This window comes from Hominibacterium faecale, from assembly GCF_020734085.1.
Taxonomy (GTDB): Bacteria; Bacillota; Clostridia; order Peptostreptococcales; family Anaerovoracaceae; genus Hominibacterium; species Hominibacterium faecale.
This window is the reverse complement of the sequence record NZ_JAJAGH010000008.1, coordinates 262,512-288,606: the sequence shown is the minus strand read 5'-3', so window position 1 is coordinate 288,606 and position 26,095 is coordinate 262,512. Positions and strand designations below refer to the sequence as shown.

The window sequence follows — 26,095 nt, the reverse complement described above, 5'->3', positions numbered from 1 at the left end:
CTCACTTACATATAATCAAAACGAGTAGGAACAGAATTGTAAAGCCATATACGAGAACCCTCAATAAATGCAATTTGAACAATACTCACAACAGCAATAATGAAAAAAATATTTTGCCTGTATACCGGTTTGAAGATTGATATTATCCCAAGCACCCATATAATCACACTTGCCACCCAAAAGACAATGGATTGAATGCTGCTAACGGAAAACAGCCCCATTCCTACACTGCCATCAGTAGCATAGATAATAGAGTTGGAATACAGATCGCGGACGTTCGTAAAATACCACAACGTACCGTGAAGCAGGATAAAGAGTAGAATAATCATACCCCATTTTTGGATTGCCGCTCGGTTTAAATATCCCCATATTATATAGCCGAGATTTGCCCCCAGCAAAAGCGTACTGATAATTGCAACGCTGTTCCCAAAGTATAGTTTTAACATATTCTTAAACTCCTTTCTGTTTGGCTACCGTTTGTTCTCTTTTTATTTTAGCTACTTTTTGTTCGCCTGTCAAGTCCTTTGCAGAGCTTATAGAAAACTCTTTGCGGATATATGCTCTATTCATGTCAATAATATAAGTGCCGCTAATGCGATTCAGACAATAGCTATTTTCACTTTACGGCGGTCTTGATTTGTTCAAAACCGCCGTAAAAATCAGAACATGGGATAAAAGCTGCCGAACAGCGGCTTTTTTCTTTTGCCGTCGTCCGGCAGATTGGGGTTATATAGTTTCAGTTCTTTCGGAAAAAGCGTTCGCAGTGCCAATAAGGGGGTAGCCCCTTATCGGTGATTTCAATATAATCAGTTTTAGTCATACCGTACAAATAGTAATCGCAGTAGGTGTTTACCATTTTACCTTCACGGATAAGTCCCTCACGCTTGAAGCCTGCTTTTTCTAAAGTTTTATACGATGCAATATTTTGTACATGAACATCAGCCCATAAACGCTGTAATTCCGTTTCTTCAAAGCAGAAGATAGCTACTCTCGCCAGTGCTTCTGTCATAAGTCGGTTGCCTTGATAGGCAGGTGAAAGGCGAAATGCCACTTTTGCCATGCGGTCATTCTCAATGAGATATACCCACATATCGCCAATAACTTTATGATCCTGTTTGTGTACAACACCCCAATGAAAACTTTTCGTAGGTTTCTCCGGCTTTTGGAAAAGTAATTCTGGATTTAAGTCGCTTTTTCCGGGACGTTTGCCCCAATACCGGTAAACGGAACTGTCTCCCAGCCATTCTTTCAAATCCACAACATCTTCTTTTCGCAGAGGGCGCAGAATAAGTTGTTCCGTTTCAAGAATGGGTTTATCCTGAACAAAATCCTGTAATTTCATAAGCCGCCCCCTTAAAAGTTGAACACCTGTCCCCAATCGAAACAGCCGGACGCTTCTGTACTTCTCGGCCATTCGCTGCACCATACGGGAACACCGGGCGTTTCTACCCTGTCAAAACTCGGCGTGTAGGGCTTGATGTCAAGTACGGGTGTATTGTCGTTTGCGTCAATGAATGTAACACGAATCATGCCGTTGGTGAAATCAATGTTGATGATCTCGGATGTCGTTAATGCGATAGGGTTCGGACGCGCAGGAGATCGCGTCGCAAATACGCCCATGACTTCGGGTGCGCCTTTATAGGGCTGTTCTGTCTGTAATTCATTCCGGTCTGCGCCGTTGTCGCAATCGCTGAACCACCAAAGGACATTGATATGGCTGAAGCCCTCTAAGGCTTGCAGTCCGGGAATGTACTCCGGCTCTAACTGAATAAATGTGCCGTTTTCATCATTTTTTACTTTACCAATGGCTTTTAATTGATAAGTCATATTTTTCCTCCTTGCTTTGTTGGTAAAACCAGTATAAGACCTCACATCATGTGAGATGCAACAGGGAAAAATAAAAAATGCCCTGCATTTTTCACAAGACATTTCAAAGTCTGTACAATCATGTTTGTTTCAGCGGTATTTGAAGCTCAATCAAATATTTTTCAGGGTTATTCTCATTCCACGGGCCTCTATGCACGATTTGACGCATCGGGTCAGACATTTTGTATTCGCTGTTTTTCTGCAGCCATTCAGCAAAGGCAAGATAGGCCCCTTTTATATTTGCAAAATCGCCGTAGACCATTGTGCAAGCCATATATGGGACTGGTTCAGTCATACGAAAACAAAATGGATCTTTTGCCGTTCCCATTTTCTTTACCGGAGCGCATAGCTCAATATCAACATCTGTCTCCCGAAATTCTGTATCGTGATAAATGGAAAATGTATTGCTTGCTATTTCTATTTTTTGCGCACCTGTAAAAGCAGAAAGTTCTTTCCATAAGTCGCCCTCGGAATAGTAGTTTGGTACAACTTTCCGTAAGGATAGCACCTGATACGCCGGGATCGACTTAACGGAGATGTTATAGTGCAGTTCTCCTTTACCACCCTGTATCTCATTTTTTGCAAGTTCGATCTTTTGCAGTTTTTCTCGTTCGGCCTGTATTGCATTTTCTATCTCTATACGCTTTTTGTCGAGTTGCGCAAGGAGTGATTGCTCGTCCATCGTCAGGGCAAGCGCGATTTCTGAAACATTCAGCCCACTATCCCGCAAATACAGGATTTTATTTAGACGCGGTATTTGCTCCACCGAATACAGCCGGTGTCCCGTCCACTTGTCAACCTTTGCCGGTTTCAAAAGCTCCATTTCATCATAATATCGAAGCATACGGACAGATACCTGTGTCAGCTTTGAAAATTCTCCTATCCGAAACATCGTTTCACCACCTACTCTAACTATATTTGTACTTTTATCTCATTACAGCTTTATATGTTACTTGCTGCATCCTTATTGTACCGTCTTTCGTTTAGTCTATCAATGCTGTTTTCCAGTCACCACAAAATGGCAAGCAATGCAATCTTCCGTAAGATTGCGTATTTTGGCAGGAATCCGTTTCCGGTATTCCTGCCAAAATGCTTGTTGGTGACATGTCCCCAAACCCCTGAGATCACCACCTGCGGTGATGGCTACGCGTTCCGTTGGAACGCTTGATTATAGGTTGCCGCCTCCAAATAAAAGGACAGCAATACCCGTTTTCGAATTGCAATGAGAAGATGGATGGCATCAAATTCTTTCACAGTCAACTCAAACCAATAATGGACGATACCGAAATACCGCCCACTACTTTCTAATATGGGATTTTTATAATGACCTGTGCGCCATTTGTTATATCAGAATTTTCCAATATGAGCTGCCCGTTATGCTGCCTGGTAATGCAGCTTGTAATATAAAGCCCCATACCAAAATGCAGGTTAGAAGTCCGGCTATGGTCACTCATGAAAAATTGCTCGTGTGCATGATGCAGGGCTTCCGATGTAAAACCGCTGCCCTCGTCCGTTATGGAGATTTGCAGAAAGTTGTCTGCCTTTTTCGTTACGATATAGATGGTTCCTTTCGTGGGAGAGTAGTCTATCGCATTGGCAATCACATTCATAATCGCCCGTTCCAGCAGCATTTTATCCGCTTTAAAAACACCTAAATCTATGCCGGTTTCCATGTGCAAGGAAATTCCTTTCGTAAGACACATAGAGCTTGCCCGGGCTTCTATCAGCTCCATATAATCAGCCATATCAAATTTTTCTAAATTAAGCTGATACCCAGAGGCAGTCCGGGATATATCTATTAGCGTCCTAATATAAACGCCTATCTGTTCGGAGCTTTCTGTAATATACCCAGCATATAACCGCTGCTCGTCGTCAAGTTCCGTTTCACTTATCAGGTCGATATTTCCTTGAACGACAGTCAACGGTGTTTTTAAGTCATGAGCAAGCGCCGCGATTTGCTCCCTTTGTAATCGCTCTGCGTCCCATTGTTTTTCTAAAGATGATTTCAGATTGTTTTTCATATCGGAAAAAGAACAAAGTACATCCTCAAATTCTTTGATTTTGGAGTGTCCCACTTCAAAATCAAGATTTTGCCGTGCAACCTGTTCTGTTGCTTCAAAAAGCGGGGAAAGCTGCACCTGTAGATTTTTTGCGAATTTTGCCGTTAAGATTATGCACACCATTATACAGTTTATGGCAATGAGAATATACAGCAGGATTTCCGGCGATGGGAAATGCTCATAAAGCCATTCGTTGGTAAACTGCGAACCGACATAGTATTGAAGCACCACATATTCGTTTTCACGGGTAACAAATAAGTACTGCTTGTCCGGATTTTGATTTGCCTTCCCCGATATGGCATATTCCATAGCCGAGTCCAAATCTTCACCCTCTAAGGACGTTTTTACTACCCGATAATTCTTATCCAGCAACAGATACCTGCACCCCATAGGGAGCTGAACGTCTGCCAGATCCGGCGTGGCAGCGATAACCGGGGCGAGGTTTTTTGCGCTGCTTTCCATATAATTGGCATAAGTAATAAAGCCCATATTTGTTCCGGCTAAAATAAGGCCGAAGGGGACGGCTGCCGCCCCCAACAGTCCCACAAGCAGCATACATAAAAATTTCCAGAAAGACGCTTTCAATGATGTTGTTTTCTTCATTCCCATTTATACCCAATCCCCCAGACTGTCACAATCGGCTGAATATCCCACTTACTTAATTTCGCCCGAATATTTTTGATATGAGTGGAAATGGTGGAATTATCACTGTCGCCCTCTAAGCTAAAAACCGCTTCGTAAATCTGTTCCTTTGAAAATACCTGTCCTTTATTCCGGGCAAGGTATTCACAAATCAGGTATTCGCTTTTGGTCAGGGGAACAGGCGTATTATCTACCCGTAATTCTTTTGCAGATAAATCTATTTTTATCCTGTCAAAAGCAAGAGCCGTATGCCGTTCTCTGTGCTCCCGGCGTAAGTGAGCGTTTACCCGTGCCCTGAGTTCTGCAATGCGGAAAGGTTTTGTCAGATAGTCATCCGCCCCCAGACCCAGCCCAAATGTAATATCATTTTCCATTGTCTTTGCGGTTAGAAAGAGAATCGGACAATCCACAAGGGAACGGATTTTATCACAATAGGAAAAGCCGTCTATATCCGGCATCATAATATCCAGTATAATCAAGTCGTACCTATTCAGTTTATCAAGTGGCACCTGTGCAGCAGACGTATAGATGGTAACGAGATGTCCGTCTTTTTGCAGCCCGTTTTTGACAAGTTCTAAAATAGACTGTTCATCATCAACCATAAGGATTGCTGCCATATTGTCGCCTCCTTTCGTTGTTCTTTTCAGTATAGCATAATCTTTAAGGGCAGAAAAACCATCATTGCCGCTTTGCGATATGATAGCTGTTATTTACTTTGACTGCAACTGCTTCGGTTGTATCGGTTCCATAAATCTCATAAACATCTGTGTAAAACCATTGCTCCCGCCCCTGCCCGGCATTCTCCCCGTTCCAGTCAATCTTGTTCAAATCCTCCTTTGAAAAAGGGATTTTTGTTTCGGTATCGAATGTAACGCTTTCTGCGAGAATATCAATATATCTGCCTAAGTCATCATTTGATACCACGTCAGACGTTACCTGATAGACCGTCCCATCACAAAGGAGCTGCGTAGCATTTGCCGGGTTGACTTCAAAGCTGCCGTTTATAGATTGTTTCGTTTCTTTAAAGTCAAAGACAATATCCGTGTCTTTCAGTTTTTCATGTGTAATAGCTTTGTGGTATTCTCCATTTACATCTACAATCAGATAGGTGTCGGCATTGGGAGCTGCATACACATTCAAGAAAGGGATAATATAGGCGGCTTCCGGGGCTTTTTCCGCTAAATCTGCCAATGTGTGAAAGGTGGCAGATTCCACATTTTCTTGAAGCAACACTTTTCCCGCTTCATCTATGGCGGTAAGCTGCCGGATATATCCAACCCATTCCCCAAGCCCGCCGTTAGATACGGTGTCCTCTAAAATGATATAGTCATTTCCCTTATAGGAAAATTGCGTCACGTTCTCTGTATTCAGATAGCATTGCTCCTTGTTACTGGAATATTCCTTGATTTTGTCCTGTAAAGAACAGCCTGCAAGAGAAAAGCAAACAGCAAAAGCGGCCAGTAATGCCATCATCATTTTTCCACATTTATTCATAATTTTTCCGTCCTTCCCAATGAGAAAACCATAATAAGATTACCAGTAAGCTGCCTATTGTCAGTACAGCAATCCATACCCATTCTGTCCCATGAGCGAAAAACTGATGATTCAAAATATCGCGCACCCAGTTCATAGACCATGCAAAGGGGATATACCGCGCTATGCCATTCAGCTCAATATTGCTGTACATAATACACTGCATACTTTCAAACACGCCCCAAAATAGTGAGATACCCAGGCCAAATTTAAGGCTGAGAAACAGGTGCAAAACATAAATAATCAAATTACAGAATGCGATTCCCGCGGCTGCCCTGGTTAGTGTGCCAAGCTGCACTGTATCAGCTATTCCCAAAAATTGTATTCCAAATACGAATAGCAGGAACAGACAGGATAACGAGGTGATCCCCGCGCCATAAAGATAAGTTAATTTTGCAAGTATCATCTTGCGCCGATTTGGTACGGCGAGCAATGGCTGGAAATGTGAAGCCTTTTCTTCTAATGTAATATTCAAGCCAACAATAACGCTGATCAACAAAGGAAAAACCGTTGCTGTGAGTTCTAATATCATTTTTAGTTTTTTACCGTCTGCTGTGCTGCCATACAGAAAATAGTAAACAACAAACAGCAACGCTCCCATAACAGGTATACATAAATGAATGATTCCCAATGGCGTATGCTTTGTTTTGACCAGTTCGGAATGAACTGCATCAAGAAATCCCATTTCGTCACCTCCTTTTTGAAAAATCCTTTGCGTCCACGAAAGACAAAACAAAAAACAGGAATATTGACAACACGAGGGAAATCAGAATGGTTATAGAAAATCCAGTATTTCCCGCAAAGGTTCCCCGGAGTTCAATTCCCATAAGAGGCTCTGCCAATTTTGCCGCATAGCAATAAGGCACTAACCACCAGACCGCCGTATTTCCCAATAGGATAGGGATAAATATACCAAGTATAGTATTGACTATGATCGGTACAAACAATCCTGCTTTGCGAGCAAGGTATAAACACAACGGAATCTGCCATACAGATGCAAGGATAATTGCTATACTGCCCGCTATGCTTTGTGGAACGGAATATACTGCCGTTGCTGGGGAAATAACACTGCTGACAGAGATAAGTACTGCTAAAAATATTCCTGCGATAAGTAACTTTTCAATCAGAATAATCCCCTTTGCCAGTTCAAATTCTGAAAGATTCACAGGCATAGAATATATGGAATAGTATTTACCTGCGTTTTCTTCTTTCCGATGTGACAGCGAACATAAAATTGCGATTGCCCCCGGAAGCAGGAAAGCATACCACCAGTAAAGAGTCATATACTGGAAACCATAAAAACCGCCGATAAGCCATGCAAAGATAGCTGTGAGAAAGGGAATGATGAAAATCAGTTTGTTTGCTATTGTCCTTTTGAATTTTAAATGCTCTGATTTTAAGTAGTTCATACCTTAACCCTCCCTGTGATTGCTCTTTACAACGTCCATAAAAAACTGTTCCAGATTTTCATTCGCATTCAGTTTCCCCTCATATCCTAAAATACCGCCCGCAATAATGCCAATATGGTCGGCTATCTGCTGCACTTCCGAAAGAATGTGACTGGACAAAATAACGGTAATGCCTTTTGCGGGGAAGGAACGGATCAGCTCCCTGAGTTCTTCAATTCCCACTGGGTCAAGACCGTTTGTAGGCTCGTCAAGAATGAGCAGCTTCGGATGATTCAGTAATGCAATCGCAATTCCAAGCCGCTGCTTCATGCCAAGAGAAAACTGCCCGACCCGTTTCTTGCCGGTATTTGTGAGCTGGACAATTTGCAATACCTCGTTAATTCGTGCATCGTCCAGGCCGAGCAATGTAGTTCTGACTTTGAGATTTTCGTATGCAGTCAGATTTTCGTAAAGCGGGGGCATCTCGATCAACGCGCCGATATGCTCCAGATCATTCCGCTTCCACAGGTGGCCGTCAAACTCTATACTTCCAGAGGTCGGTTTTAAAATGCCTGTAATCATTTTGAGAGTTGTAGACTTTCCAGCTCCGTTCGGTCCCAATAGTCCATAGACGGAGTTTTTTTCAATGTTCAGCGATATATTATTTACGGCCATCTGCCCGCTGAAAGATTTGCAGAGGTCAATCGTTTTCAAAATCATATCCATATAATCAAGTCCTTTCTTTGATTTTACGGATAGCATACCGGGCAATTTTGAAGATTCCATAAAGATTTTCTACTTTTCTTAAAATACGCAAATGAATTTGGAATACTATTATTGTCGTGTCTTATCTCGATTCTGCTCAATGGTAGATACATTCAACAAGTAATCCACATTCGCCCGGACATTATACAGCTCCCTCATATCGGCTCTGGCCTGTTTGTAAGAAGAATAGGCTTTCCGTTTCTGTTCCAGAAGTCCGGCATATTCCTCCCGCAGAGATTTGACGGAGGGCAGCTTTGTGATCCCCAGCTCGTCAAAGTGTTTCTTCGCCGCCTGGTGCAGAAGGATTTCCGTCTCATGCGCCGCACGGAATTTTTTGCTGTACCCGGCTTTCCGGTACTCCACATAGACCGCCCGCGTCTTGGCATAATTTACGATCTGTTTCTGCAGCTCCCCGTTGGCGGCCATCTGTGATTCCAGTTCCTTGATCTGTACCGACAACGCATTGAAGCTGGCGGTAGCGGCATCTGATTTTTTTTGCAAATCCTCATAGCTCATATCGCCATGCTCTTTGAGCCAGATTACCGCCTGGGAAAGCTGTTTTAAGTTAAAAACCTTCGCCCAGCGTTCATACCCCGGACCTTTGCCGGAACGGATCGCCGCCTCAATGTCCACCAGCAGCCCGACTTTGGAAACCGGCTTTTGGGGAGAGGTGCGGCGCGGCTTCACCGTCCGGGTGCCGGCGATCCGTTCTTTGATGGCCTGCTCGGTATAGTCGCCCTTTAGCGTATCACACCGGGTATATCGATCTTCCGGTGACAGGCGAAAACGGAGGTACTTCCGCTCTTGGTTGACTTCAATCCCAGCCGCCTCCAGCTTCTTCAAAAGTTCTTCAAAGTCCTTCGGCTTTTCTTCCAGGGCTGCGTCGATGGCCCATCGTAGCTGCTCCTGGTGGGAGGGTTGTTTCTGACTTCCCATCCATGTGCCGTAATGGTCGCGGCTGGGTTTCGGATTCTCCACAATGGAAAGCCCATGCTCCAGGCAGAGCTTGTCATTCATACGCCGGATCGCCCAGGTAGAGCCCCAGAAGTTGCGGAATTTTTTCTGGCAGTCCAGCGTGGTAGAATTTATGATGATGTGGTTATGGACATGGTGTTTATCCACATGGGTGCAAACAACAAAAGCATGGTTTCCCTTCGTCAGCTTCAATGCCAGTTCCCGCCCGATCTGGTTCGCTTCTTCCGGCGTGACCTCGCCGGGCTTGAACGCCTGCCGGAGATGGTAGGCAATCACATCATCCGCGCCCCGGTCACGTCCGGTCAGGTTCGCATACTGCCGCTTGGATAAAAGAAACTCCGCATCGGCGGTCCGGGTGTCGCACTCATAGCCATAAATGAATTTTCCAAAATCGGTTTTCTGCGGATTCTCCACATAATCAATGATGTCCGCTATGGCCGTGGAAACATCCCGGCCTTTCCCAACGTGCAGCGGCATGAGCCGTGTGGTTGCCATCCCATCACCCCCTTTACTGTAAAACCGGCTCTGTTATCGTGCCTGTTCTTTTTTCATTTTCGATTTATCACTATGCGCCGCCTGCTGCTCGATACTTTTATTCAGGCTGTCACGGACAGAAGGTTTCTCCTGTGCCAGCGCATACTCCCGTCTTGCCTGCGTGAGAAATAAATCCATCAGTCCCGTATGGCTGCGGTCCACAACAAAGCAAACATTCCGGTCATATCCGAAACCATCCTTATCCTCACAGACCGGGATTGTCTGCGCCCACGCCTTGTTGTCCCGTGAAATGCGCCCGTCGTAGTCCTTCTGCCGGACCGTGTTGGCGAGGACATAGAAAATCCGGCCAGAATCAAATTGCTGTAAGACCTGCTGCACACACGCGGAGCCTAAACAATTATCCCGGTAGTTGTCCGCAATGGCCTGTTCGATTGCCTCCTTACACGCAATGTTTGCCTTGTGGGAAGCGCGGTACTGATCCAGCTCCCCATGCTCATGTGCATAGGTAGCAGAATGAAAATAAATTGGTGTTGTATCTTTCAATGAAATCCCTCCAATCAAAAAAGCTGCCATCACAGACAGCCCGAATTATAGAAAAAGGGCGGGGCCGCCAATGCGCCCCGCCGAAACTGTTTAACCAAATACGAAATCCTTTAGTGCGCTGTTTGTGCCGCCGATGATCCCCACCAGCCAGGCCGCCGCCATTGGCAGACCGTAGGGGCTGATCAGGAACGCGATCACCAGCCATGAAAGCCCCGGCCAGAATCCGGCTGCGAAGAATAGCACCAGCGCCGCCAGAAATACGATTCCTGATAAAATCCCCAGCACGGCGCCGGAAACGATTACTAGGAATTTACACACCAGATAAAGAATCCCCGTAACCAGTACAAAGGGAAGTGCCAGCAATTTACCAATCAGACGCATACGCCCGCCTCCTTTCCTTTTCCATGTCCGTTTTTCAGGACAATCAGGTATGCCCGGAGGGTGTTTCAAAGAGAAACATATTTGCCCCTCTATCAAAATTCTACCGTGCCGGCTGCCGGAAAGCAACGGCGTTTTTTCCTGTTTACGAAATGTTCGCAAATCCCCGCAGCAGCTTATTCATGCCATCCCACAGACCGTCTAGCCGGGTACGCAGGTCATCTACATCAGCGGCATAAATACTGCCGGTCTCATTGGCGCGTCTGGCGTACTGGTTCAGGTTATTGGAGCAAATGCGAAGGAGCCGTATCATTTCCTGAATGTCGCTCATATCCAGATGGATGATATAACCGTCCACCGCCATCTTGCGGAGATATGCGGAGAGGTTGGTAATGCCGAGCTCCGCCATGCGTCCCTTTACCAGCTCTGCCTCCTGTTCGGACATGACGAATTCCACCCGGATGGATTTTTTATTATGCCCGGCCTTCATCGTTCCGGCTCCTTTTTATGAGAGGACGGTTTAGGGGTGGAGGCTGCTGCCGTCTTTGCCTTTTCCAGTTTTCCCCGCATGGTGTCTTTTTTCAAGCTGTCCATATATTCCTGAATATTGCCGGGCCTTGCATGGTAATCCCGTTTAACATGCTCCCGCCGCAGGATTGTTTGTAATTCCCGCTCACTTTCCGGCAGCCAGGTCACGCATTTGGAAGTTCCATGCTCTGCCTTAAACATGTTAATCTGCTGCATATAAGAATCATAGGGGAATACCGCCTGTGTACCATCCTGGAACAATACCGATACTTTTTCAATCGCACAGGACAGCAGCCCGACCCGTTCCACATGGGCGTGATAATCGAGAGGCCAGATACAGCCGGTGACTTTCCCGTCCTGTATGCCATCCAGCCGGATTGCATATGCCAGGATAGAATCTTTCGTCTGCTCATGGTAAAACCGCCACACCTTATTTTCGTGGCTGTCCTGCAGGTAAACATCCCTTTCCCATAAACAGTAAGTGCCGCAGGTCCTGGACATCCATAAGAGCTGTTCATTCTCCCCATTTTTGCAGGCCGCAAGATTTTGTATCAGTTCTTTGTCAATATCAAAATCGTCCTTATAATGCTGTGTGTGCAGCTCTACAACCTTCCCTAAAAAGTCCAGTACGTCCACGCCCTCGAATTTTGCCGCCGCCATCAGCGTTCCCTTTCCAGCGCAGGAGAGGCAATCTGCCTGGCCTCATGTTCCGGGCGGTCTGCTTTCAGCTTTTCCATGAGAGAGGTTTTTTCCTCCGGCAACGTCTCCGGGGCAAGCTCCTGGATTTCCTCATACGTCTGCCCGTCTGTCAGGTCAGGGCGCACAGGCGGTTCGTTGTTGAGTCTGCCATCCAGCATATTGTAATTTCCGGTCTGGCCTTCCTCGTAAAGCTCCGCATTACGCAGATAGCTCTCCGGCGGCTGGAAGGGCTGCCCGGCGAACAGGATTTCCCTATGTGGTGTGAACTGTGAGAGCACGCCGTCCCGGAGCCTCGCAAATTCCTCATACTGGCGTAGGGTAAGGCCGCGCTCCAGCATTTCCGCCTGGCTATGCGCCCAGCCCTCCCCATAAAGAAAATAGTACATATCCGGCTGGTCGCAGACAAAGCACAGGGAGCCGTCTTGATTGTCATAATAGGATGCCTGCATATCTTGGTAGTGGCAGCGTTCCTCACGCCCCAGGTACACCCGGTTATCCGTGCCCAACATGGCGACCATGCCCGCATAGTTGCTGTGGACCGCAGAGCGGATTTCCACCAGTGGGTCCGTCTCCGGCATGATCTGTCTGCCGGGAATCTCATTCTGCTTTTCTGCCGTGTCATTTCTCGGCGTCACTTCCTCATGGGCGCGGGCATCCAAATCCGGCTGCGCCTGTGCGGAATTCTTTCTGACGGCGCCCGGCTCCGGTTCTTTCTCCTGTGCGTAATAATGGACATTAGCGGTGGTCTTGCTGTTCATTTCCCTGGCGTAAGCCTCCGCAGCCTCGCGGGTGTCAAATTCCAAAGGTTTTCCATCCTCCTTGCACCACGCCTCGGCATGGCCGAAGATGGAAGCGCCGCTGCGCACCACCCATACGCCGTAGGTTGTTTCTTTTCCCATTCTGATCCTCCTTATCGTTCCTGCTGTTTTGACAGTTTCTGCTTTTGGGGCGTCTCCGTGTGCTTTGCGTCTTTTATCTGCTGTCGAAGGGAAGGCCTGTGCTCCGGCTCCGCTTCGGAATCCGTGATATTGACATACTCGCCAATGATACAAAGCGCCTCCCCGTAACTGCCGCAAGCAAACACCCGGTCCTTCATTTCCTTTGCCTGATCCTTCAGGTCATGCTCCCGCAGGGTCCGGGCAGCAATTCCCACCAGGTTGAAGATATTGCCGTCCTGGCCGATCAGCGCACAATCTGGTTTTTCCGGCTCCGGCGAAGGCTCCCCGATAAAGCCGCCTAAACGGTTTGGCACAAAATCGGACAGCCAGGTGCCGCCGAAAGTATCATGGGTCTGCAAACGCCACATGGCAAGTTTCCCCATGTCCAGCTTTATGTCCTCGAAAGGATAGAGCAGACAGGTAAGCTCTCCATACTGGAAAGTGGAAACATCCTCAAATCTGCTGCCGTCCTTCAAAATCCCCGCCTCGGTGAACATCTCATTGATCCCGTCCACCCATTCCTTCAAATCCCCGCCGCAGCCCTGTAAGACCAAGCCGTCTTTGCCCTCCATGTGCCGCAGGTCATCGGTTGTGATCGTATTGATATTCAAATAAACCGCCTCCTATCGTTCCTGTTGATGATTGGTTTTCCGCCGGGTGGCTTTTGCCTCCGGCTGTTTCTTTAGCTGCCTGCGGACAGAGGGTTTCTGCTCCGGTTCCCGCATATCCGTAAAAATATCGGATAACGGCTGCTCCCAGCTTTCCCCGAAGCCACGAACCACCGTGCCCGCCAGCGCGCCGTTTTCCTGAAACATTTTCAGTGTGTCAAAAGCCCGGTCAAACAGCGTGATATTTCTCTTATCTACACAGGAAGCAAAGTGGATCACCCCTTTGGGGTAGTCCCCGCCGGTGCCGATCCAGCCCCGGACAAAATCGTCATAGCCTTTTGTGATCCCGGCGTCGGCCAGTTCGTTGGCATGGCTGGAAACCATTGTACTTGTAGCTGCATACTGATAGCCTAAGACCAATATGCCGGTTTTCGGGTTATACATAAAGCGCCGGTTATCAATCTGCTGCATATCGATCATCTGCCTCCTGGTATCAATCCGTATGAGCTCTTTTGTAATCGCTGTCTTTTCTATCTGCATCCCTCCCGTCCTGATTTGTACGCAACTTAGACCCGTTTCGGGGCATCAGAGTATTCTTATACAGCTACCCCTCAAATCGGGTCCTGAAAGCCTTGAAAAGCAAGCCTCTTTTTGGTTAAGTTGCGGACATATTATCCTTAATTTCTCCTGCTCCGGCGCTTGCGTTCCCGCTCGGATTTCCGTCTGGCAAAGGCGCGGCAGGAATCCGAACAATATGCCTGGCTGGTAGTAGGCAGATAGGCTTTCCCACAGACCGGGCAGGTTTTCTGTTTCAAGGAAGTGTCCTCGCCGGTAATGGCAGATTCCAGCGCCGGGTCCACCGGCAGCACCGCCTCCTGAAAGTACCGGCAGAAAGAGCCGGCCCACCATTTATGCAGCATATAACAGGGGCAGTCTAAGGGGAGGCAGAGCCTATCCTGATTGTCATGGTTGGCGCACAGGTCTGTTACCAGCCTTCGGACCCTCGCCCGTTCCTGCCTGGTTAATTCCCGTGAGGGCTGCCCGTTCATTTCCTCCTGCCTTTCTTAGCCGGAAATTCCAGCTTGAAATTCACATATCTGCCGCCTGTATCATCCAGCAGCACCACCGCGTCATAGGTCTTTCCCGTCTTTTCGCTGTAAAGCCCGGACATGGAAACGCGGCCCTCTTTCAGAAGGGCCGCCGCCACGGATTTTGTTATGGATTTTTTCTTGCCGGAAAAGAATTTATTGTCTTTCCACAGCGCAAAGGCACAGTCCCGGTTATCATAAAAGAACCCTTTCTTACTTTCATACACGGAAGCACCGCAGCGGGGGCAGGTGCCGACAGCCTCACGCCCGTTTCTTTTTGCATCCGGGAACAGGCCGGCAAAGCGTTCCTCCGGGGCGGTATGTTCTTTTACCAGTGTCCGGCTCATATCCGCAATCTGCCCCATAAAGGATTCTGCAGCCAGCTCGCCGCGTTCTACCTGCTTTAACATGGATTCCCATTCTGCGGTGAGCGTAGGCGATTTGATATTGTCCGGCAGAACCAGGATCAGGTTCGTACCTTTTTCCGTTGGAATAAGCTGCTTTTTCTTCCGCTGCACAAATCCGGCAGAGACCAGTTTTTCCAGCGTAGCCGCACGGGTGGCCGGGGTGCCTAACCCCTTGCGCTCGGCATCCTCCGGCATATCCCCGGCGCCGGCGGTCTCCATAGCCGCCAGAAGCGAATCCTCCGTGTAGTGTTTTGGCGGGGAGGTTTTGCCTTCCCGGACGCTGGCAGAGACCGTTTCAAAAACCTGCTCCTCCTGCAGCATGGGGAGGGAAGCATCCGTACTCTCGTCATCCTCCGGTTTGGATTGTTTCAATCCCATGCGGTAGAGGCGTTCCACTTCTTTCCATCCGGCCTGCAATACGGTTTTTCCCTTTGCTGTAAAGGAATTACCCCGGCAGTCCAGGACCGCCGTCACCGCCTCGAACCGGTGTGCCTGGGCCGTGGCAGAAAGCAGCCTTGCGGCGATCAGCGTCAGTACATCCCGTTCCCCGGAGGGAAGCTCCGATAAATCCGTCCGGGCGATCTCCACCGTAGGGATAATGGCATGGTGGTCGGTGACTTTGCTGCCGTCCGTCACCCGGCCAATATCCGGTTCCCCTGCACAGCCTTTTCCAAAGGGCATATGTTCCCGCAGCCAGAGAACCAGGGAAGCGGCGGTTGCCTGCATATCTTCGGTTAAATACTGGCTGTCCGTCCGGGGATAGGTCGCCAGCTTTTTCTCATAGAGGGATTGCACATAGTCAAGGGTCTGCTGCGCCGTATAACCATAGATACGGTTACATTCCTGCTGCAAAGTCGTCAGGTCATACAGGCGGGGCGGCTGCACCGTCTTGACCTGCTTCTCCACGGACAGCACCAAAGCAGTCTGCCCGTCACAATTCCTGCGGATTTTTTCAGCTTCATTTTTCCCGGACAGCTTTTCCCCAGAGGCAGTAAAGTCGCCGCAGGTGATCTCCGGCACATAGAAGGGCTTGCTCGCAAATGCCTGAATATCCGCCTCCCGCTGTACCAGAAGGGCCAGCGTGGGTGACATGACGCGCCCCACATTGAGCGTGACGCCATACAAGACAGAGAAAAGCCGGGTGGCGTTAATGCCGACCAGCCAGTCAGCCCCGGCCCGGCAGACCGCCGCGTCATAGAGCTTATCGTAGTCGCTGCCAGGGCGCAGGTGTTCAAACCCGTCACGGATCGCCGCATCCTCCATACTGGAAATCCAGAGGCGTTCCATCGGTTTCTTACATCCGGCGTGCTCATAGACCAGACGGAAGATCAGTTCACCCTCGCGTCCGGCATCCGTAGCGCATACCACCGATTCCACCTGTTTGTCTTTCATCAGCCGGCACAGAAGGTCAAGCTGCTTTTTCTTATCCTTCGGCACCTCGTATTTCCATTCTTCTGGCAGGATCGGCAGATCACCATAACGCCATCTGGCATATTGTTCCCCATAAGCCTCCGGCTGCGCCAGTTCCAGAAGGTGCCCCACGCACCAGCTCACCAGGTACCCGCCGCCCTCCAGGTAGCCGTCTTTTTTTTCATTCGCGCCCAGAACCGCCGCCAGCGACATGGCGACAGAGGGCTTTTCTGCAATTACTAACTTCAATGTTCAGACCTCCTTTGCATATCTTCAAATTCTTCGTCCGCCTGCTTTCCTGTCTGCAAAAGACACATCAGCACAACGCCGGCAGACATTCCTCCGGTGAATGTAAGAAAGTGTGTAATCATGTTCCACATAAAAATCGCCTCCTTATTGAGTTTGGTTAATAAAAAACGCAAAGGCATTCAACACCTTTGCGTTTTATTACAAAGAAAAAGCACCACCCAAAATATGTGGCGCAGTTTCAAAGATATTTAATTGGGGGAAGGGAAGATTAGATGATCTATAAGCATTGATTCATGTGTAAAAATCATAGCATATTCAAATTATCCCTTTTTCTTATGAAGTTTTAAATCAATATTTTTCTCTGCCGCCGCATCCTGCAGTAATCCGGCAACAAAAGCGCCTTTTTCTTTGAGCGTCATTGTTTCCATATCAGGTTTACGATCAATTTCTCTAAGTACCGTTTGCAGCTCTTGCAGTTCCAGCAGGTTGACGGCTACACAAAAGAGTGTCTTTTTGCGGCCATCATTATAATTGGATAATAAAACCTCCAGAATGTTGGCCTTCTCCGCCTGCTCTGTATTATAAGCGTCTATCCCAAAGCGTTTGGCCTTTTCCATATCGGATTTTCGGTTTCGGTGCGTTATAAAGGAATCAAAATCGTCAATATGACCGTATTTTTCACAGGGGTATTCGCTGCAATGGAAACAATATTCAACACCGCCATGTTCCATGCTGCACCTTGCAATTTTGCACGACTGATTTCCTTCACCGCCACCGCAACCGGGGCAGTTTTTATTCAAAAACATGGGGCAAAGCCCGCAATTCAAACCACAAAGGGCAAATAATTGATTTGGTCGGTTAAATCCTTTCATGGAACCTCCTAATGTAAGATAAATCCTAATCTTTGCTAAACGAGACTCTCAGCAGACAACTATCGAATCCCTGTTGTATGCTTGGCAATACTTCATCCTATTCGGATTTCCTTATTTCATTTTTTCTTGACACTCACTGCATTCTCTATCATGGATTGAAATGATTCCGCCGCATTTTAGGCAGGTATATTTCTCTCTCTGTTCTTCCATAAATATTTCCAAACCATATTGACGGACAGCTTCGCTGTTTGCCATGAGGCTTGCCTGATACCGCTTGTTATAGCTTTTTTCAAGATTTTTTATCTGTTTACATGGATATTCGGAACATTCAAAGCAATAGGACAGTTCTTTGATCTTGATACACTCTTTGATTTTGCATTTGCGGCAATGCTCCGGTTTCCCTTTATCACTATTTAAGCAGCCTGCACATGGCTTTTTGTGATAGCAATGTTTATAGCAAACAAGACAATTCATTCCACATGGAGCAAACATACTTGTGTCAATATTTTCTTTCGGCATTTTCATAAGTTCTTGTCCTTCTAAAAGTCAGGAAGTTATCAGTCATATTTTTCGATATTTACCGTGGCAATCGCAGATTGATTTGGCTCGCCCGTGACGAGGTCTTGCGGAGCCGGTATCAACATCATAAAGCCGTCCTTCCCATATCGTTGTTTATATCCCTGCGCATATTTTTCATCAACAGAAATATGCTGTACCTGTCCGATGACCATAGCCGTAATTCCCGCGCCGCTTAAATCCTGTATCTCTTTCAAAGTACATTCCATATTGATAAAAGCCTCTTGAATGACTGGTGCATGAACCGTTTTCGCATTGGAAAGTGTAAAGTTTCCTGCTGCAAATTCATCTGTGCCAAAGTCATTGTGTTTAATCGTATCTATCAGTTGATCGTAGCAGCCTATCGGAAGAAAATTGATACAAAAACAGTTCTCCCTCTGGATATTAGCATAAGTATGTGTATGTTGGTACAAATTTCCCATAACAGCAAAGAAGGCTGTCTTATCTCCATGAAAGCAGCTCCAGGAGTAAAAGCAGACATTTGGTTTCCCATTTTCCTTCCATGTAGTAATTGCAAATAAAACGGTTGGTATGCCTGCTGTTGTTTCAAAATGTGAAAATAATTCAAATTCTTCCGGATATGATGGCTTAAAATACTGCGGGAAATCTTTTCCTATCTCTATCTTCATTATCTCACCTCCAATAAAATTCTGGTTTTTGGCTTAAATCATAAACAGGTTTAAAACACCGTGCGCCAAAACGGTAGCATAGCAGTTTTTTGTTTTCAAACGCAACAGACTCAAAACAACACCATATCCTAAGCCTGCCGCCAGTTTCCAAATAACAGCGTTCCAATTTCCTGAAAGAATATTAGGAACCATATATCCAATATGCCATATCGTAAACAACACCACATTCCAAGCGAATACTGTAACCTGGTTACTTGTTGACTCTTCAAATAAGCTCCAAATTATTCCACGAAAAAGAAGTTCTTCATAAATCGGCGTAACGATACTGCTGTAAATCAGGATCATGATAGCCGGAAAACCTTCTACATAGTTAGCTGGTGCCGTTATATAAAGTATACCGACAAGGCAAGTAGCAATAATATATCCTTTTGAAAACCTGACCGGAAAAAAGGATATTCTTTGTTTGAAAACGACCACATAAAATACCAATACCACTGTAAGTACAAGCATAAGGCACATGGTAAGCATTTGACCGGCAAATCTTGAATCTGGAACCATTCTGGAAAATATGCCATTTCCAACTCCTAAAACAATCTGTAATAAAATAATTATAATGATTGATATTGATAAAGGAGCAAGTATCTTTCCATTTTTCATTTGATTTCCTCCACATCTTCCAGGGTGTTTATTCGCCCACGAGGTATTAGCCATTACCTGGTTACAAAACTTCCATAGAGTTATTGCAAACTGGAAGTTATCGCTCCATCAAATCAATCATTGAGAGCAAAAAGATAGGCATAGATACTTTCTTCATAGCCCTGTTCGCATCTTTTCATACATCTAAGAACAGGCCAGATAACAGTCCCATTTCTTAACTTAACAGAAATATTTATTTCTCCTTGTGGGTCGCTGTCATCAGTAATCCATTCGCCACCGTATAGTTTAATAGCCGTTTCACCGATATATGAAGCTAAACTGAATAAAATCGTACCGCGATTTTTTGAAAGCAACCCTGTTTCGCCACTCTGCTCATCAAAAAATCTGTCAATTTCTTTCATGCTTTCTAAAGAATAATCAGCTTTATAGCCGGACGAGTTTAACGCTTTTACCACCCAATCTGAAGCTAAATGAATATCTTCTTCGAGCGTATTATTACTTTTTTTCTTCTTGCCATTATCTTTCTTTAAAATTTTACTGAGAAATCCCATATTGACCACTCCATCCCAATTTGTCACTTTTACTTCCCAGTATATTCATAAGCAGGAATCAGCTTTTCAATCTTTATTTATTGTATCTCTTATAATCTCAATCGCTTTATTTCCAAAACTGATTTTTCACTCACTAAATACCTGGCCATTCTCTGAAATAGATACATAAGCTATAACTATTTGTTCTTGTTCTGTTGCTTTTGGGTTTCCCATTAGCGTAGTCCATTCAATAGCTATATCCGATTCGGTTATTTCCTGATCATATAACTTACGATTTCTCGTTCTTTGCAACTTCCCGACAAATGGGAAGTTATAGCTTTCTCTTTGCATATTTTTCTTTTGCATATTCGTATGCTTCCTGAATATACAGCTTTAGTTCGTTGAAGGTTTTTTCAGACGGATTTAATGAACATATCCATCCCATCCAAGCATATACAGGGTGTGGAATAATTTTGTCTATAATCGTAAAGTCATACTGCATATCAACAATACCGCCTTTACATGGGCGTTTTGGTATTGAACCAAACATCTGTATAAAGCTGCTTTTACGAATGCCCAAATTCACACGATATATACCATCTCTATTCAGTATGGAACTCTTATCATTTTCTCCATCTTTTTCTTTGACTGTTAAAACATAAACACCACGTTTTAACTTGTTGCCAGGATTGTAAAAAATCCCTCTTTCTCCCCAGCTATTAACTAAAATCGTTCCATCTAATTGATCAAGGCAATATTCCAAAAATTCGTTTGCTGTCATATATATCTCCCCTTCGCCAATCCCGATAAACAGGAATTTATCTCTCATCTTTCTTTGCTAAAGAAGCAATCGCAAGACATGCCAGCCCTATTCCCAGCATCGCCATTCCAGAATCAACTTCTAACTCTTTCAATATGGACAAAACTACAACTCCGACACCCATAGCAAGTGCTACTGCTTTCATTATCATATGAATCATCGGCGTAAAATCTTTCTTTTTTTCATTTTGTGACTCTGCCTTACACTGCATCAGTTCATCCACACTGATATCAAAGACTTCTGCCAGTTTTGGCAAAGTACTTACATCAGGACAAGCAAGATCTCTTTCCCATTTTGAAACAGCTTTATCTGTTACACCCATTTTTTCAGCAAGTTCAATCTGTGTCATCCTTTTTTCTTTTCTCAATGATGCAATCATCATTCCAAGAGTTTTTTTACTCATTTATTTTTGCCCTCTTTCTTTTTTTGATGCCTGCATTGTACCGCTTCTTCCCTGATTATACAACCGACCAACAGTTTAATTAGATAAACCTTTGGTTTAGCTGTTTTTTCACGCAGTTTATGACATGCAAACGCCAATTTGTTTATTCGCCTACCGTGCATTAACTATTCAGAAGTTTCGTTAAGTCCTCTATGGAAGTATCCATTTTCACAGAGACTTCTTCCATTGTCATGCCGGAAGCAAGAAAACGCTTTATCACCATTTTCATATCCTCGCCAACCTCAATGATGTGTCCGTCCAAATCGTAAAACCGGATCACCCGCTGGCCCCAGCTATGCTCAATCACTTCTCCCAGATATTCAATATCCGGGTATTCTTTCAACTTGTTCAAAAAACCGTCAAAGTCCTGTTCCTCAAAGACAATTTCCGCATTGTTGGATTTCTTTAATACCTTTTCTTTTGGCAGATCTACAAGCCAGTCAAAATCCTGCTGCAATGCCAGGCCGCAGGTAAAAGCAATGTTTCTGCCATAATCCTGGAATACCTCTAATCCAAACAAATCCTCATAAAATTTTCTTGCGGCGTTAATGTCGGCCACCGATATAAGCATACATACATGTTTCATGCAAATACTCCTTTCAAACTGTGGTTTCCCATTTCCACAAAAGGTTATCTATCATTAGCTGTAAGTCCAACCGAATTTGTCACTGGCCTTTATGGTTGAATATTTATTATACCATAGAGCAGCCTGTATCTCCACATTTTCATATCCGGTTTTGTCCAAGATTTGTCCTGTTTTTGTCCAAGATTAACCCTACGGGTATTTCCCGGAGTTCCTTCCGAAATTGGTGCGCATAACGGATGGTCTTAACTGTACCGCCTTTTTCCCGTCCGTCATATACCGCGATTACACGGTCTGCATGTTCCACCATGTAGCGGTTGCGTTTGGAATAGACGTTGGGCCTGTATTCTTCCTGAATTACGATAACCTCCGCACAGGCATCCAGCAGGGCGTTTGTGTGTTCCTTCTGGCACAGGTTGTCCTTCCGTTTCCGGTATGGAAGCACCGCGATCAGCTTCAAATCTGGATTTTTATTCTGCAGCTCCAGAATAATCTCCGCAAAGTATTGATCCACGCCATCCGCAAAGCCGGAGAGAAAGACAGTAAAGCCATCGTTCACTGCTTTTTTTATTTCCCGGCGCAGAGCCTCCTTCACATGGGCTGTTTCCTCAGCCGGTATATCTCTGTGCCCTGTGACACAGCAAGTCTTTCCTTCCATTAGGTTCCTCCGGTTGATAGATTTGTTTTTGTATCTCTCATTATTATAATAGGTTTATTTTTTCAAGTCAACGCAAACACCCTTTTTTAATTTGTGAATAGTGCGTCCGCGTGAGGTACAATCTATTATAGAATGGGAGGTGAGGGTGATGTATGAAGAATTCGTCCCGGAACGGCTGGCAAAGCTGAGATTACAAAAGGGTGTATCTGCACGCGATATGTCATTGTCGTTGGGGCAAGCGAACAACTACATCAATAACATCGAAAACAAAAAATCACTTCCTGCCATGCAGTCCTTCTTTTATATCTGCGAATATCTCGGCGTAACGCCGAAGGAATTCTTTGACGAAGAAAACCTTTATCCAGAAACCTTGCAGGAATTTATTGCAGAGGCAAAGAAACTGGATTCCAAATCAATGACATATATCCTCGGCATTATGAAAGAATTGAACAGCAAGAAGTAAAGCGGTCACGGAAAATGACCGCTTTCTTCTTATTATTTCCCATACTGTCCTAAATTAAGTCTGGAAACGCTCTATATTTATCCTGATTTATACACCGGTACTCCCAAAGCCTCCGGTTCCGCGCTCCGCACCCAAATCCGTTACAAAATCTGCAATCACAACAGGAGTAATTACAAGCTGGCCTATCCGCGTTCCTTTGGAAAGTTCCTGCGGTTTGCTGCTTACATTACTGATAATGGCATGGATTTCCCCACGGTAGCCGGAATCCACAGGAGGCAGCTCACAGACCAGCCCCTTTATTGCCATGCTGGTGCGGGGAAATACGAAGCCGGCGTACCCGTCCGGCACTTCAATTCCAAACCCAAGCGGAATCTTTGCGATTTCTCCCGGCTGCAAGGTGCAGTCATAGGGCATATACACGTCCGCGCCGGCGTCATTCCCGTGCGGACGGAAAGGGCGGCGGCTCTTTGGCACTCCAAAGTCAATCAATTTGATTTTCATGCACCGTCTCCTTCCAAAAGTACCGGGTAATCGTTTCTTAAAATGTCCTCCGGTGTCATAGTTGCCGCCAGTTTCTGCCCACAGGTCATTTTTCTCTCCAGGCATTTGTCCATCTGGCAGAACGGTCCGGTCTGGGAAGGGGAGAACAAAGACGGGCTGAGTGCGTAAAGTTCCTCCCAGATTTTCAAGAGCACGATCCGGGTTTCGTCCGTATTGCGCCGGCATACCCGCTGGCTGATGATGTGTTTCCACTGATAGGGCGTGGCGCTGATAATCAGCACATTCCGAAGGCCCTGGGGTGTGGCATAGCCCGCCGCGTCATGGCCGATCCCCGCGCTGCACAGCTTTTCGTAACAGTCCATGCCCTCGTGACAGCTTTTTAAGTACAGTTCCCGGACCGCGGCCGGGGCGGTTAAAATCTCATAGGGTACCGCAAAATCTGCCTGTCCAGTATAATTACTGTATTGCAAAGACGCACTCATAAACTTTACTTCGTTCTGGTGCCTGGTGATCTGTGCAAGGAAGCGCCGGCTGGCTCCCACGACAGCAACGGTAATTACCGCAAACTTTTGGACCGTGGGGTGCGGCAAGGCGCTGATTGCCTCCAGCGTAGCGTCGCTGAACGATTTTTCATAAAGAGCCATCAGATCCTCCATTGTGGCGATCCGGTGGCCCCTTTGGGTAAGCCTGGCTGCAAAGACCATGTTTTTCTCGGCCTCGGCAACCGCTTGGCAGTTCAAAATCTTTACTTCAATTCGGTTGATTGGTATGTCCCTCCTTTACAATGGCTTTCAGTAAGAACAGATAGTTGAGACTGTCTGTAATCTTTTCGTTCCATGTGCCTATGTCATAGCTCGCACCGTCATCAAAGCACATATCATACAGGGAAACGATATGCTTCGCCAGCATCCCGGCAAGTGCACGTTCCGGTGAGGTATGCTGCAAAGCTGCCGCTGCCTTAAAAGCTCCCAGCCGGTCCGTATCGTCTCCGGTGTATTCTTTGGTTTTCCGTTGCAGTGTGTCGGCGCAGAGCCGCACCTGCTCGTCAAAAACAGCATTGACTTCCTTTTGCGTAATGTGACATTCCTCCTTTTTGAAAACAGAAAGCCGGCTACCCTAAAGCATCTTAGAATAGCCGGCAAATAAATGGTTATGTAGTTGTTACAGGGTATTGATCTCTTTTTCCAGTTCCCGGACCGCCGCTATGACAGTATCGAATGCAGGTACATCACCATACAGCATATCCTTCATGGAATCATAATCTGCCTCTAACGCTGCGAACCGGTATTCCGGCGGGAGCAGCTTTAAGGTGCCTGGCACAGCCTCCGGGTACTTTGCCCATGCCCTGGGATAAAATTTCATTTTGAAATCCACAACCTTTTTAAGCAGGCCGGGCTGAGAGAAAGCGGCTTCTTTTACCGGGGTCATTGCCATGCGGTACAAATCGTAATAATGCCTGGAATACCGCTGCGGCATTTCCAGATGTTCCGGTCTGTTGGCCTCATGGTGCAGGATTGTAGCTTTTTCCCAGAAAGTCCGCTCCGGGGCAACCGTCAGAATATTCGTTCCTTTCTGCTCGAACACATCAGGGTAATACTCCGCGGCATACGGCGTAATCTCCGCAGATTTTGCCGGCGTCCATGCGGCCAGTGCGCCGATTTCCAGCCGGATCACCTGCAAGGTTCCCACATTGGTAAACAGTTTTGGGTAGGCAAAAATAACTGTCTGCTTTTCTTCCTCGTCCATATGAATGTCAGCTTCACAGCCAAGCTCCTGAGATAACCCTTCTTTGATTGCGGGGCAGAAGGTTTCTGCCAGAAAGACCTCCGCCCGTGCATTCGCCTCTTTGTTGAAAGCGTCCTGCTTCGTGTTGGAACGTTTCTCCCAGGGCTCGTCTCTGCCATATCCTAAAACCCGCCAGTCCAGAATCAGGTCAATATCTTCGGAAAACCGGCTGATCAGACGAAAGGCTTTCGACAAGCTGGTACCACCCTTAAAGGTAATCGAATCTTTCCAGGGGGAACGTTGAAACAGATAATCCAGCGTAAAGCATACCCAAAAATCTTTTTCCACAATGGCATCGTTGAGCCCCATCTTATCTGCTGTGTTACGGAACAGCCTCCGCTTATCGTTGTCTGAAAATCTTGCAACGTTTTTCATCTCTATTGTACCTCCCCGGCAATCTGCCGTATCGCATTGTAAACCCAATCCGTAGATTCTGCCGCCTCTCTTAGCATAGCGGTTTTATCGTCCTCATTCAACCGGGAGCTAAGCGTCTGGATCGTTTTGGAAGTGACATTTGTTTTCCCCAAAGTTTTCAATGCCTGAATCACCAGAACCGTCATATAAGAAAGGCCCGTGATCTCTTTATTGGTCCTGTGCTTAAATTCCAGCTTTGTAGAATTCCACTCATAGGTCTTATATGGACCGTCGCTGATATAGGACCATACCGCTGTTACCTGCGTGGAAAGTCCTAACAGGTTCAGCGCCGTATTCCCACAGGGGGCAATCGTCCAGTGGTAGTTCCGGGCCAGCGCCTTTGCCACCGCCTCCGGGTCCGCCGCTACATATTCTTTCAGCATTTCGCTGTATTCCGGCTTTTCATAAACACCTTTCAAAATCCGCCGGAGCGTACCTGCCTGTGTAAGTCGGTTCAGGTTCCGTCTTATGGTTTCCGTATCAGCAATATCAGCAAAATCAGAATTGACAAAAACGGTTCCTTCTGCCGCTGCTCCAATCCGCTCCTGAATCTGCCTGGAATATCCATTTGCCACTTTGCTCACCTCCTTTTG

At 46.3% G+C, this 26,095-nt stretch carries 37 protein-coding genes and 1 pseudogene; 1 reads left to right on the top strand and 37 read right to left on the bottom strand.

The features are described from left to right. Positions 1-5: 5 nt before the first annotated feature. The 32 genes and pseudogenes from LG211_RS12720 to LG211_RS12570 all read right to left on the bottom strand — a co-directional run bounded on the left by LG211_RS12720 (position 6) and on the right by LG211_RS12570 (position 22,339). Positions 6-446 (bottom strand): hypothetical protein, encoded by a 441-nt coding sequence (locus LG211_RS12720; protein WP_117473305.1) that lies wholly within the window; start codon positions 444-446, stop codon positions 6-8. A gap of 290 nt (positions 447-736) precedes the next feature. Further along, positions 737-1,342 carry a GNAT family N-acetyltransferase gene (locus LG211_RS12715; RefSeq protein WP_161874553.1) on the bottom strand — a complete coding sequence of 202 codons (606 nt, stop codon included), beginning with the start codon at positions 1,340-1,342 and terminating at the stop codon, positions 737-739. 11 nt (positions 1,343-1,353) lie between these two features. Beyond that, entirely contained in the window at positions 1,354-1,827 is a 474-nt protein-coding gene (gene tsaA, locus LG211_RS12710) for a tRNA (N6-threonylcarbamoyladenosine(37)-N6)-methyltransferase TrmO (protein ID WP_269477679.1), read from the bottom strand. A gap of 118 nt (positions 1,828-1,945) precedes the next feature. Continuing rightward, positions 1,946-2,758, bottom strand: coding sequence for a MerR family transcriptional regulator (locus tag LG211_RS12705; RefSeq protein WP_269477678.1), 813 nt, complete (start codon positions 2,756-2,758; stop codon positions 1,946-1,948). A 412-nt stretch (positions 2,759-3,170) separates the two neighbouring features. Continuing rightward, on the bottom strand, positions 3,171-4,235 hold the full coding sequence (locus LG211_RS12700) for a sensor histidine kinase (RefSeq protein ID WP_269477677.1): 1,065 nt from the start codon (positions 4,233-4,235) through the stop codon (positions 3,171-3,173). A 290-nt stretch (positions 4,236-4,525) separates the two neighbouring features. Next, the gene (locus tag LG211_RS12695; RefSeq protein WP_029471092.1) at positions 4,526-5,185 is read right to left on the bottom strand and encodes a response regulator transcription factor; all 660 of its coding nucleotides are present in this window, start codon (positions 5,183-5,185) and stop codon (positions 4,526-4,528) included. 61 nt (positions 5,186-5,246) lie between these two features. Continuing rightward, positions 5,247-6,062 carry a NisI/SpaI family lantibiotic immunity lipoprotein gene (locus LG211_RS12690; RefSeq protein WP_269477676.1) on the bottom strand — a complete coding sequence of 272 codons (816 nt, stop codon included), beginning with the start codon at positions 6,060-6,062 and terminating at the stop codon, positions 5,247-5,249. Further along, entirely contained in the window at positions 6,055-6,786 is a 732-nt protein-coding gene (locus LG211_RS12685; protein ID WP_269477675.1) for a lantibiotic immunity ABC transporter MutG family permease subunit, read from the bottom strand. Before LG211_RS12685 ends, LG211_RS12690 begins: the two co-directional genes overlap by 8 nt. A 4-nt stretch (positions 6,787-6,790) precedes the next feature. After that, on the bottom strand, positions 6,791-7,510 hold the full coding sequence (locus tag LG211_RS12680; protein ID WP_269477674.1) for a lantibiotic immunity ABC transporter MutE/EpiE family permease subunit: 720 nt from the start codon (positions 7,508-7,510) through the stop codon (positions 6,791-6,793). Positions 7,511-7,513: 3 nt separating this feature from the next. Further along, positions 7,514-8,215 carry a lantibiotic protection ABC transporter ATP-binding protein gene (locus tag LG211_RS12675; RefSeq protein ID WP_269477715.1) on the bottom strand — a complete coding sequence of 234 codons (702 nt, stop codon included), beginning with the start codon at positions 8,213-8,215 and terminating at the stop codon, positions 7,514-7,516. Between the two features lie 108 nt (positions 8,216-8,323). Next, the gene (locus LG211_RS12670; RefSeq protein ID WP_269477673.1) at positions 8,324-9,724 is read right to left on the bottom strand and encodes a relaxase/mobilization nuclease domain-containing protein; all 1,401 of its coding nucleotides are present in this window, start codon (positions 9,722-9,724) and stop codon (positions 8,324-8,326) included. Between the two features lie 33 nt (positions 9,725-9,757). Beyond that, positions 9,758-10,267 carry a DUF3849 domain-containing protein gene (locus LG211_RS12665; protein ID WP_269477672.1) on the bottom strand — a complete coding sequence of 170 codons (510 nt, stop codon included), beginning with the start codon at positions 10,265-10,267 and terminating at the stop codon, positions 9,758-9,760. 90 nt (positions 10,268-10,357) lie between these two features. Beyond that, positions 10,358-10,648 (bottom strand): CD1845 family protein, encoded by a 291-nt coding sequence (locus LG211_RS12660; protein ID WP_269477671.1) that lies wholly within the window; start codon positions 10,646-10,648, stop codon positions 10,358-10,360. Between the two features lie 142 nt (positions 10,649-10,790). Continuing rightward, a complete protein-coding gene (locus tag LG211_RS12655) occupies positions 10,791-11,135 on the bottom strand; it encodes a plasmid mobilization protein (RefSeq protein ID WP_269477670.1) in 345 nt (114 codons plus the stop codon). Next, complete coding sequence (locus LG211_RS12650; RefSeq protein WP_269477669.1) at positions 11,132-11,833, bottom strand: hypothetical protein; 702 nt, start codon at positions 11,831-11,833, stop codon at positions 11,132-11,134. Before LG211_RS12650 ends, LG211_RS12655 begins: the two co-directional genes overlap by 4 nt. Further along, complete coding sequence (locus tag LG211_RS12645; RefSeq protein WP_269477668.1) at positions 11,833-12,771, bottom strand: DUF4316 domain-containing protein; 939 nt, start codon at positions 12,769-12,771, stop codon at positions 11,833-11,835. The genes LG211_RS12650 and LG211_RS12645 overlap by 1 nt, the downstream gene beginning before the upstream one ends. A gap of 11 nt (positions 12,772-12,782) precedes the next feature. Further along, positions 12,783-13,421, bottom strand: coding sequence for a hypothetical protein (locus tag LG211_RS12640; RefSeq protein ID WP_269477667.1), 639 nt, complete (start codon positions 13,419-13,421; stop codon positions 12,783-12,785). A gap of 12 nt (positions 13,422-13,433) precedes the next feature. Further along, complete coding sequence (locus LG211_RS12635; protein WP_269477666.1) at positions 13,434-13,958, bottom strand: hypothetical protein; 525 nt, start codon at positions 13,956-13,958, stop codon at positions 13,434-13,436. A gap of 137 nt (positions 13,959-14,095) precedes the next feature. After that, the gene (locus LG211_RS12630; protein ID WP_269477665.1) at positions 14,096-14,467 is read right to left on the bottom strand and encodes a cysteine-rich VLP protein; all 372 of its coding nucleotides are present in this window, start codon (positions 14,465-14,467) and stop codon (positions 14,096-14,098) included. Further along, positions 14,464-16,572: a DNA topoisomerase 3 gene (locus tag LG211_RS12625; protein ID WP_269477664.1), complete on the bottom strand. Its 2,109-nt coding sequence runs from the start codon at positions 16,570-16,572 to the stop codon at positions 14,464-14,466. Before LG211_RS12625 ends, LG211_RS12630 begins: the two co-directional genes overlap by 4 nt. Next, positions 16,569-16,703, bottom strand: a complete 135-nt coding sequence (locus LG211_RS12620) for a DUF3789 domain-containing protein (RefSeq protein ID WP_082349908.1) — start codon at positions 16,701-16,703, stop codon at positions 16,569-16,571. Before LG211_RS12620 ends, LG211_RS12625 begins: the two co-directional genes overlap by 4 nt. Before the next feature lie 189 nt (positions 16,704-16,892). Then, positions 16,893-17,189 carry a DUF3795 domain-containing protein gene (locus LG211_RS20085; RefSeq protein WP_336246069.1) on the bottom strand — a complete coding sequence of 99 codons (297 nt, stop codon included), beginning with the start codon at positions 17,187-17,189 and terminating at the stop codon, positions 16,893-16,895. A gap of 114 nt (positions 17,190-17,303) precedes the next feature. Beyond that, positions 17,304-17,378 (bottom strand): annotated as a pseudogene (locus tag LG211_RS20165) (hypothetical protein); the annotation flags it as partial. A 177-nt stretch (positions 17,379-17,555) separates the two neighbouring features. Next, positions 17,556-17,969: a DUF3795 domain-containing protein gene (locus tag LG211_RS12610; RefSeq protein ID WP_269477662.1), complete on the bottom strand. Its 414-nt coding sequence runs from the start codon at positions 17,967-17,969 to the stop codon at positions 17,556-17,558. A gap of 32 nt (positions 17,970-18,001) precedes the next feature. After that, the gene (locus LG211_RS12605; protein WP_269477661.1) at positions 18,002-18,649 is read right to left on the bottom strand and encodes a flavin reductase family protein; all 648 of its coding nucleotides are present in this window, start codon (positions 18,647-18,649) and stop codon (positions 18,002-18,004) included. Positions 18,650-18,682: 33 nt separating this feature from the next. Next, positions 18,683-19,306 (bottom strand): CPBP family intramembrane glutamic endopeptidase, encoded by a 624-nt coding sequence (locus LG211_RS12600; RefSeq protein WP_269477660.1) that lies wholly within the window; start codon positions 19,304-19,306, stop codon positions 18,683-18,685. A 113-nt stretch (positions 19,307-19,419) separates the two neighbouring features. Further along, the gene (locus tag LG211_RS12595) at positions 19,420-19,884 is read right to left on the bottom strand and encodes a hypothetical protein (RefSeq protein ID WP_269477659.1); all 465 of its coding nucleotides are present in this window, start codon (positions 19,882-19,884) and stop codon (positions 19,420-19,422) included. 99 nt (positions 19,885-19,983) lie between these two features. After that, positions 19,984-20,202 (bottom strand): hypothetical protein, encoded by a 219-nt coding sequence (locus LG211_RS12590; protein ID WP_269477658.1) that lies wholly within the window; start codon positions 20,200-20,202, stop codon positions 19,984-19,986. Beyond that, positions 20,168-20,617 carry a DUF6194 family protein gene (locus LG211_RS12585; RefSeq protein ID WP_269477657.1) on the bottom strand — a complete coding sequence of 150 codons (450 nt, stop codon included), beginning with the start codon at positions 20,615-20,617 and terminating at the stop codon, positions 20,168-20,170. Before LG211_RS12585 ends, LG211_RS12590 begins: the two co-directional genes overlap by 35 nt. Before the next feature lie 37 nt (positions 20,618-20,654). Then, entirely contained in the window at positions 20,655-21,059 is a 405-nt protein-coding gene (locus LG211_RS12580; protein WP_053769360.1) for a helix-turn-helix domain-containing protein, read from the bottom strand. Positions 21,060-21,219: 160 nt separating this feature from the next. After that, complete coding sequence (locus tag LG211_RS12575; RefSeq protein ID WP_269477656.1) at positions 21,220-21,684, bottom strand: VOC family protein; 465 nt, start codon at positions 21,682-21,684, stop codon at positions 21,220-21,222. Positions 21,685-21,823: 139 nt separating this feature from the next. After that, entirely contained in the window at positions 21,824-22,339 is a 516-nt protein-coding gene (locus LG211_RS12570; protein WP_269477655.1) for an SLOG family protein, read from the bottom strand. Between the two features lie 148 nt (positions 22,340-22,487). Here LG211_RS12570 and LG211_RS12565 point away from each other — a divergent pair, with 148 nt between their 5' ends. Continuing rightward, on the top strand, positions 22,488-22,802 hold the full coding sequence (locus LG211_RS12565) for a helix-turn-helix domain-containing protein (RefSeq protein ID WP_065535479.1): 315 nt from the start codon (positions 22,488-22,490) through the stop codon (positions 22,800-22,802). Between the two features lie 87 nt (positions 22,803-22,889). Here the strand turns inward: LG211_RS12565 and LG211_RS12560 are convergent, their stop codons facing one another. The 5 genes from LG211_RS12560 to LG211_RS12540 all read right to left on the bottom strand — a co-directional run bounded on the left by LG211_RS12560 (position 22,890) and on the right by LG211_RS12540 (position 26,077). After that, on the bottom strand, positions 22,890-23,303 hold the full coding sequence (locus LG211_RS12560; RefSeq protein WP_269477654.1) for a dUTP diphosphatase: 414 nt from the start codon (positions 23,301-23,303) through the stop codon (positions 22,890-22,892). After that, a complete protein-coding gene (locus tag LG211_RS12555) occupies positions 23,300-24,043 on the bottom strand; it encodes an FAD-dependent thymidylate synthase (protein ID WP_465250802.1) in 744 nt (247 codons plus the stop codon). The genes LG211_RS12560 and LG211_RS12555 overlap by 4 nt, the downstream gene beginning before the upstream one ends. 10 nt (positions 24,044-24,053) lie before the next feature. Continuing rightward, on the bottom strand, positions 24,054-24,341 hold the full coding sequence (locus LG211_RS12550) for a hypothetical protein (RefSeq protein WP_269477653.1): 288 nt from the start codon (positions 24,339-24,341) through the stop codon (positions 24,054-24,056). Positions 24,342-24,464: 123 nt separating this feature from the next. Next, positions 24,465-25,463, bottom strand: a complete 999-nt coding sequence (locus LG211_RS12545; protein ID WP_269477652.1) for a nucleotidyl transferase AbiEii/AbiGii toxin family protein — start codon at positions 25,461-25,463, stop codon at positions 24,465-24,467. Positions 25,464-25,465: 2 nt separating this feature from the next. Then, a complete protein-coding gene (locus LG211_RS12540) occupies positions 25,466-26,077 on the bottom strand; it encodes a DUF6088 family protein (RefSeq protein WP_117473340.1) in 612 nt (203 codons plus the stop codon). Positions 26,078-26,095 lie beyond the last annotated feature (18 nt).